The following is a 6,692-nucleotide window of genomic DNA, read 5'->3' on the forward strand; positions in this document are numbered from 1 at the left end:
GTTCCGACGTTTCGCGGCAAACTGAGACTGGTTCGAATTAGTCTGACAGCACCTGACAGCACCCAAGCCAAAGCTTGAAAAACGGGAGCCGCGTCTCTGCGGCTCCCAAAGATGTCAGTCAGAGCAACACCGGAAGTGTGTGATCAAACCACCTTGACGGTCAGCGTATCGACGCCGTCAAGCCTGGCCTCCATAACCTGGCCACGCGTGACCGGGCCAACACCCGCAGGCGTGCCGGAGAGTATCACGTCACCCGGTGCCAACTCGAAATAGTCAGAGAGGTAGGAGATCATCTCAGGTACCTTCCAGATCATTTGGTTGAGGTCGCCTTCCTGCTTGAGCTCGCCATCGACATGCAGCGTGATGGTGCCGCTGTCCGGGTGGCCGACTTCAGAAACCGGCCGCAGCGGCCCGACTGGCGCTGACCGTTCGAACGATTTACCAATCTCCCACGGGCGGCCCATCTTCTTGGCCTCGCCCTGAAGGTCGCGGCGCGTCATGTCGAGACTCAGCGCATACCCATAAACGTGGTCGAGCGCATTTTCGGCCGGGATGTTCTTGCCGCCAGTTTTCAGGGCAACCGCCAGCTCGACCTCGTAATGCACGTCGGAAGACTGCGACGGGTAAGGGAATTCGCCACTGGCATCGAGGTTGTCGGGGTTTTTCTGAAAGAAGAACGGCGGTTCCCGATTAGGGTCGTGACCCATCTCGACGGCATGCGCAGCATAGTTGCGGCCGATGCAATAGACGCGACGCACCGGAAAGGTCGCATCCGTACCCGCAACCGGAATGGTGACTGTCGGAGTGGGCGGGATCACGTGTTCGTTCATTGTGGATCTCCATCTGAAAATTCAAACACGTCGGTCGTAGCCGACGGATTGATCGAGATCAATCCATAATGTAAGCAGAAATGTGTAGACTCTGGCTAAAAAACGTGCGCCTCTGGGCGTGAGCAGCGAATATGCTAGGATTGATCGACCAATCCGTTAATATTTAAGGGTGATCTTAATGAATATCGCGCACGCTCCGGTGCGATCTACCGAAAGCGGTCTTGCACGGCTGCGAAGCTATATCGAAGAAAACGATTTTGCCCCCGGGGACAGGCTTCCCGCTGAGCGCAAGTTGATCCCGGCACTTGGAGTGAGCCGCACCGAGTTGCGGAAAGCTCTTGATCGACTGGAGCGGGACGGCGTGATCTGGCGCCACGTAGGCAAGGGCACGTTCATTGCGGAACCCGAGAGCAGCCTAGATCTGGCAATGTCGGCAATTGCGCTGGGTCGGAAACTGACACCGATGAGGATGATGCGGGCACGGATCTGTTTTGAGCCTGCACTGGCGCGTGAGGCGGCACTGAACGCCTCTGGGGCGGCGCTCCACAGGATGGAGGAGGTGATCGCCCAAAGTGAAGCGGCGACCAGTTGGGAGGAATATGAGCGAAACGATGACCTCTTCCATGAGGCAATCGCTGGTGCAAGCGACAACCTGCTGCTTCAGGTTTTGTTTGAGAAGATGAACCAGGTACGGCGGGCGGTGGCATGGGGAAACGTCAGGCGCGAAACCCCGCACCCTGCGGCCGATCACGACAGCTTCGCTCGGCATAGGCGCATACTGACGGCGATTTCGGATCACGATCCCGATGCCGCGCAGGAAGCCATGCGGGCGCACCTGAACGACGTTTCGCGGCGTCTTTTCGGAGGATAGAGACGCGGCGCCAAACAGGTCCGGTACAGGACACTGAGCAAACCTAACAAACGGGAGGATGATATGTCAATTATTCGAAGAGCGTTCCTTGGAGCCGCTGGCGGCGTTGCCGCATTGGCGACGCTGGGTCTAGCAACACCGCTTATGGCGCAATCCGACCCAATCAGGGTCGCGATGGGCGATATCGCCAGCGTGGAAAGCCTTAACCTGCTGATTGCGATGGAGCGCACGAAAGAGCGCGGCGTCCCGATGGAGATGACCTTTTTCAACTCCGAGGACGTGGCCGTGCAGGCAGTTCTCAGCGGCCAGGCCGATATCGGCGTCGGTGCGCCGTATGCCTTCATTGGCAACTCCGGCGCGCCAATCCGGATGTTCTTCCGGATGAGCACGCTGCTGTTCTTCCCGGTGGTAAACAGCGAGGTCTATTCTAGTTGGGAGGATCTTGATGGGCAGGAGGTGACGGTCCACTCGCGAGGGTCGGGAACCGAAGCCCTCATGCGGCTAATGGAGCAAAAGCACGGCATTAGCTTCTCGAATATGTCCTTCGTCCCGGGCGCGGAGGTGCGGGCGGGTGCAATGTTGCAGGGGGCGGTGAACGCAACGATAGTCGATGCCGGCAATTTCCGGCTTCTGCAGGAGCAAGGTGGCGACAAGTTCATCCGGCTGCCGGTGGACGACGTGACCGCGACAGATGAAGCGCTGTATGCAAACACCAACGTACTGGAAAACCGCGCCGACGACATAAAAGTTTTCGTCGAAGAATTGATCCGGACCTGGGCAGACATCAACGCGAACCCGGCAATAGTCGGCGAGCTGCGTGAGCAGTACAACCTTCTGGCGGACGTTCCCGACGAACTTATGGCAGAGGCTGTGCCCTATTATGAAGAGGCAGTAGCGAACGGCGTCTATCCCGAGGATGGTGGATCGCACGAGAACGTCCTCGAGGACATCGCCTTCCTTTCTGCGGCCGGACAGCTTTCCGGCGATCCGGAAACGATTGACCCTCAGGATTACTGGACCTTCGCACCACTGGACTCGGTTCGTTAACTCGGTAATCGCCTCGCTTCCCCATCCCGGCTGCGGGATGGGGACACACTTGTCTGAATGGAGCCCCCCAACATGCCATCCACGCACACAAGGGCAGCGGAATCCGGCTTGGCCGAAGGACCGCTTGGCAGCGCGCTGTCAAGATTTGCGTTAATGCCCGTCGTCTGGCGCCTGCTGTCTTTGGCGATCTTCTTTACAATCTGGGAAATCGCGGGGCGAAGCAATTTCAACTGGGCCTTTCCCAGCTTCAGCCTAACTCTGATGGCCTTCTTTGAGATGGTGGTCGATGGCTCGCTCGGTGCGGCCTATCTGCGGACCATCGAACCACTGGGGATCGGCCTAGCGATATCCCTGAGCATCGGCATCACCGCGGGCGTGATGATGGGCCTGCGCCGGGATGTCGAATGGCTGAGCCTGCCGATTTTCATTACTATGCAGGCTGCACCGATGGCGGCGCTGATTCCGCTGATCACTTATGTATATGGCATCGGGCTTACTTCCAAGGTGCTGGCGGTGGTCATGTTGGCGATGCCGGTGATCACCATCAACAGCTATAAGGCCGTGCGGAATGTGCCGGCCTCTGCAGTCGACATGTGCAGATCGTTTATGGGGACCCGCCAACAGCAGGTCTTCAAGATCATCCTGCCCGCAGCCAGTCCTATGATGTTTGCTGGCATTCGGCTGGGCGTCGCAGAGGGGTTTTCAGGCGTCGTGCTGGCGGAACTCCTTATAACGCCAACCGGGATCGGCGATCTGATCACTTTCAACCGCTCGATCGCGCAATATCCGCACATGTATGCGGTCATCACCTCGATCGTCGTATTTGCAGTCGTTGCAGTCACGCTTCTCCACCGTCTGGAGATGACGCTGTTCCGCCCAGAAAAAAGAGGCAACTGATGACAATGACACAACCCATTTCCGCCGAAGTCGCCACCCGCGCAGTCGCCGGCGACGCGGTGATCGAAGTACAGGGCCTGCACAAGGTCTATGGTAACAACACCATTGCCCTGGAGAAAATTGATCTGTCATTCATGAGGGGTCAACTGACGAGCCTGCTCGGCCCCTCGGGTTGCGGCAAAACGACCCTCCTCAAGATCATCGCGGGCCTGCTCAAGCCGACGTCGGGCGAGGTCCTGGTGAACGGCAAGCCAGTCCGGGGCCCCGGACCTGAACGGGCCTTCGTCTTTCAGGATTTCGCGCTTATGCCGTGGGCGACAGTCCTGCGGAACGCCGCTTTCGGGCTGGAGGTGAGAGGGCTACCGAAGTCCGAGCGTGAAGATCGCGCGAGTCACTACATCAAAGAGGTTGGCCTTGCCGGGTTCGAGGAAAAGTATCCGCATGAACTCTCGGGCGGCATGCGGCAGCGCGTCGGGCTTGCGCGAGCGCTCGCTGTAGATGCCGACGTGCTGCTCATGGACGAACCATTTTCGGCGGTCGACGAACAGACCCGCCGCAAGTTTCAGGAGGATTTGATCCGCCTGCGCGAAGTTGAAAAGAAGACCTTCATCCTCGTCACGCATTCGATCGAAGAGGCAGTGTATCTGTCCGATCGCATCGTATTGCTGTCGCCACGGCCGGGCCGGGTTGCCGAAATCATACAGCCCGACATCGACCGTAACATCGATCCCGACATGATCCGCCGAGAACCGGCTTATCTCGATCTCATCGATGATATTTGGCGCGGCCTGCGCCATTATGTGGAGTAATCGTGATGACATTTTATGGATATCACGTCCCCAGTATGGCCGCGCTTCTCGTCTGGGCAGTCGTATGGGAGATCATCGGCCGCTTTGAGCTGGTGATGCTGTTCCCGCCCTTCACCGAAGTACTGGCGGCGCTCGGCGACGTTGTCACCACGCCAAGCTTCGCGTCTGCAGCCTGGATCACCATGTTTAGCTACCTCGTCGGATTGGCCATCGCCATCGTGTTCGGCATCGCGCTGGGGATGCTTATGGGGCTGGTCGAGCCTGCTGACCGGCTTCTCAACATGTGGGTCAACATATTTTTGTCAGCACCGCTTTCTGCGCTCGTACCGGTGATCATGATACTGCTGGGCATGGGCACCCCTACGGTGGTAGCCACCGTCTTTATGTTCGCCGTCTGGATAATTGCGCTGGATACCCGGGCCGGCGTGCAGCACGTGACTCCGTCTTTGATGGAGATGTCGCAGTCATTCGGTGCCTCCAGGTTCCAACGCTTAAGAATCGTTCTGCTTGCGGCGTTGCCTGAGATTCTTGCCGGTGTGCGGCTCGGCGTCATCCGCGGCGTCAAGGGTGTGGTGATCGGTCAGCTTTTGGTGTCAATCATCGGCGTAGGGGCCTTGTTCAACCTGTATTCTCAGAACTTTCTCATGGCGCATTTCTGGGCACTGATCCTGATACTCTTCGCCTTCGCCTTAAGCTTGGCCGCACTGATTGGTCATTTTGAAGCAAAGGTGGAATATTACGCGGGGGCAAGAGGATAGCTATGTCGATGATCGTGAACGGCGTGCATATTCAGGGTCCGTAACGCTAGCGTAGGCATCGGGATGGCCTGAGCGGACGTTGGGCAGTGGTCCAGAAATCCGTTAGGAAAGAGCTGCTCTGACCGCTCGTATCAAAGTAGTCCAACGAGATTTCATCTCGATCGTTCCGGATCAGTTCTCAACGTGAATTGGCATTGGCGGCATAAGAGTTGCACGGGAAAATACAATCGGTCCTATTTTTTCGCTGAATATATCCAAGTACAAACAGTTGGCGATTTTTGACAACCCGCCGTTGCACTTTGAACTACGTTCAGGCATCGCGAAACTTCACCGTTCAAGCAATCGCTTCAGATAAAGGCAGGCCGCATTCATGACCAATACCGGAACACCCGACATCATTTATACGAAGGTTGACGAAGCGCCCCAACTCGCCTCGGCGTCTCTATTACCCATCATCCAGGCATTTGCTGCAGCGGCCGGCATTACTGTCGGAACCAAGGACATCTCTCTGGCGGGCCGAATTATTGCCGCATTCCCCGAAAACCTGACTCCAGACCAGCGAAAGCCCGACGATTTGGCAGAGCTGGGCGAACTGGTGAAGCAGCCAACAGCGAACATCATCAAGCTTCCGAATATCTCTGCATCGGTCCCGCAGCTTGTGGCTGCAGTCAATGAATTGCAGGCCAAAGGCTATGCCATTCCCAGCTATCCTTCCGACCCCAGCACGGATGCTGAAAAAGCGATCCGCTCCCGCTTTGACGCAATCAAGGGCTCAGCCGTGAACCCGGTGCTGCGCGAGGGCAATTCCGATCGTCGCGCCGCAGTCGCCGTCAAAAACTATGCCAGGTCCAACCCGCACTCGATGGGCATCTGGGAATCCGACAGCAAGACCACCGTATCGACGATGTCCGGCAACGATTTCTTCTCCAATGAAAAGTCGGCCACGCTGACCGCCGAGCAGGCGGGTCCGGCGCGGATCGAGCTCGTCGCAGAGGACGGGAGCGCTACCGTCCTGAAGGAAGAAGTAAAATATTCCGCCGGCACAGTCGTCGATGCGACCTTCATGTCGGGTCGCGCCCTCGATACGTTTTTGTCTGAACAGATTGCTGCAACTAAGGCAGCCGGTATTTTGTTTTCAATCCACCTCAAGGCCACCATGATGAAGGTTTCTGACCCGATCATCTTTGGTCATGCGGTCAAGGCGTACCTGCAGCCGGTCTTTGACACATATGGCGACAAGCTGTCTGCCGCTGGCGTTAACCCGAACTCCGGCTTAGGCGCCTTACTGGATCAGGTTGCGGCTCTGCCTGACGGGGTCGACATTCGGGCGGCCATCGACGAGGTAATGGCAAAACGGCCACCGCTGTACATGGTAAATTCAGACAAGGGCATCACGAACCTGCATGTGCCGTCCGACGTCATAATTGACGCATCTATTCCGGCACTGATCCGTGCGGGCGGTAAGGGCTGGGGGCCCGAC

Annotated in this window: 7 protein-coding genes; 6 read left to right on the forward strand and 1 reads right to left on the reverse strand. The window is 57.5% G+C overall.

Annotated elements, in window-relative coordinates; genetic code table 11:
• Positions 1–143: 143 nt before the first annotated feature.
• Positions 144–830 (reverse strand): fumarylacetoacetate hydrolase family protein, encoded by a 687-nt coding sequence (locus ACOI1H_RS22550; RefSeq protein WP_422440354.1) that lies wholly within the window; start codon positions 828–830, stop codon positions 144–146.
• Between the two features lie 178 nt (positions 831–1,008).
• On the opposite strand from ACOI1H_RS22550, the gene ACOI1H_RS22555 reads away from it, so the two are divergent.
• The 6 genes from ACOI1H_RS22555 to ACOI1H_RS22580 all read left to right on the forward strand — a co-directional run.
• Positions 1,009–1,701, forward strand: coding sequence for a FadR/GntR family transcriptional regulator (locus tag ACOI1H_RS22555; RefSeq protein WP_422440356.1), 693 nt, complete (start codon positions 1,009–1,011; stop codon positions 1,699–1,701).
• A gap of 63 nt (positions 1,702–1,764) precedes the next feature.
• The gene (locus ACOI1H_RS22560; protein ID WP_422440358.1) at positions 1,765–2,748 is read left to right on the forward strand and encodes an ABC transporter substrate-binding protein; all 984 of its coding nucleotides are present in this window, start codon (positions 1,765–1,767) and stop codon (positions 2,746–2,748) included.
• Between the two features lie 108 nt (positions 2,749–2,856).
• Complete coding sequence (locus ACOI1H_RS22565) at positions 2,857–3,645, forward strand: ABC transporter permease (RefSeq protein WP_422440359.1); 789 nt, start codon at positions 2,857–2,859, stop codon at positions 3,643–3,645.
• Positions 3,645–4,454 (forward strand): ABC transporter ATP-binding protein, encoded by an 810-nt coding sequence (locus ACOI1H_RS22570; RefSeq protein ID WP_422440360.1) that lies wholly within the window; start codon positions 3,645–3,647, stop codon positions 4,452–4,454. The genes ACOI1H_RS22565 and ACOI1H_RS22570 overlap by 1 nt, the downstream gene beginning before the upstream one ends.
• Positions 4,455–4,459: 5 nt before the next feature.
• Positions 4,460–5,212 carry an ABC transporter permease gene (locus ACOI1H_RS22575; RefSeq protein WP_422440364.1) on the forward strand — a complete coding sequence of 251 codons (753 nt, stop codon included), beginning with the start codon at positions 4,460–4,462 and terminating at the stop codon, positions 5,210–5,212.
• Positions 5,213–5,582: 370 nt separating this feature from the next.
• On the forward strand, positions 5,583–6,692 hold a 1,110-nt coding region (locus tag ACOI1H_RS22580; RefSeq protein WP_422440362.1), incomplete at its 3' end, for an NADP-dependent isocitrate dehydrogenase.

Origin of the sequence: Loktanella sp. DJP18 (genome assembly GCF_049310965.1) — a bacterium.
In the GTDB taxonomy this organism is placed as follows: domain Bacteria; phylum Pseudomonadota; class Alphaproteobacteria; order Rhodobacterales; family Rhodobacteraceae; genus Loktanella.